Raw genomic sequence first — 379 nt, 5'->3', positions numbered from 1 at the left:
ACCCGATTCCGTCGAGGGCAAAGGCGCGTTCGATGACCACCGAACCGACGATGAGGCTGGTCATCGTCAGGCCCACGACCGTGGCCACCGGGGTAAGCCCATTGCGCAGAATGTGTTTGGTGACAACCGTGCGTCGCGGCAGCCCACGTGCGACGGCCGCGCGCACATGGTCACGTGCCGCCTCTTCGCGCAGCGCCGCCCGAGTCACCCGGATGACGTAAGACCCCGAGGCCAGCGTCAACGCCAGCACGGGAAGCGTCAGGTGGTGGAGACGATCGACCACGCCTTCGCCCGAGCCGAAAGTGGGAAACCACCGCAGGGTGACCGAGAAAATGAAGATGAGCACAGCTGCCGCAACGAAACTCGGCACGGCCACCCG

The 379-nt window shown here is 65.7% G+C and carries 1 protein-coding gene; it reads right to left on the bottom strand.

Going from position 1 to position 379, the window contains the following annotated elements:
- The coding region (locus RM844_RS33370; protein ID WP_311671159.1) for an ABC transporter permease at positions 1–379 on the bottom strand (379 nt) is incomplete at both ends.

It is taken from the genome of Streptomyces chisholmiae (assembly GCF_031845445.1).
Taxonomy (GTDB): domain Bacteria; phylum Actinomycetota; class Actinomycetes; order Streptomycetales; family Streptomycetaceae; genus Streptomyces; species Streptomyces chisholmiae.
This window is presented reverse-complemented; position numbering and strand designations above follow the sequence as displayed.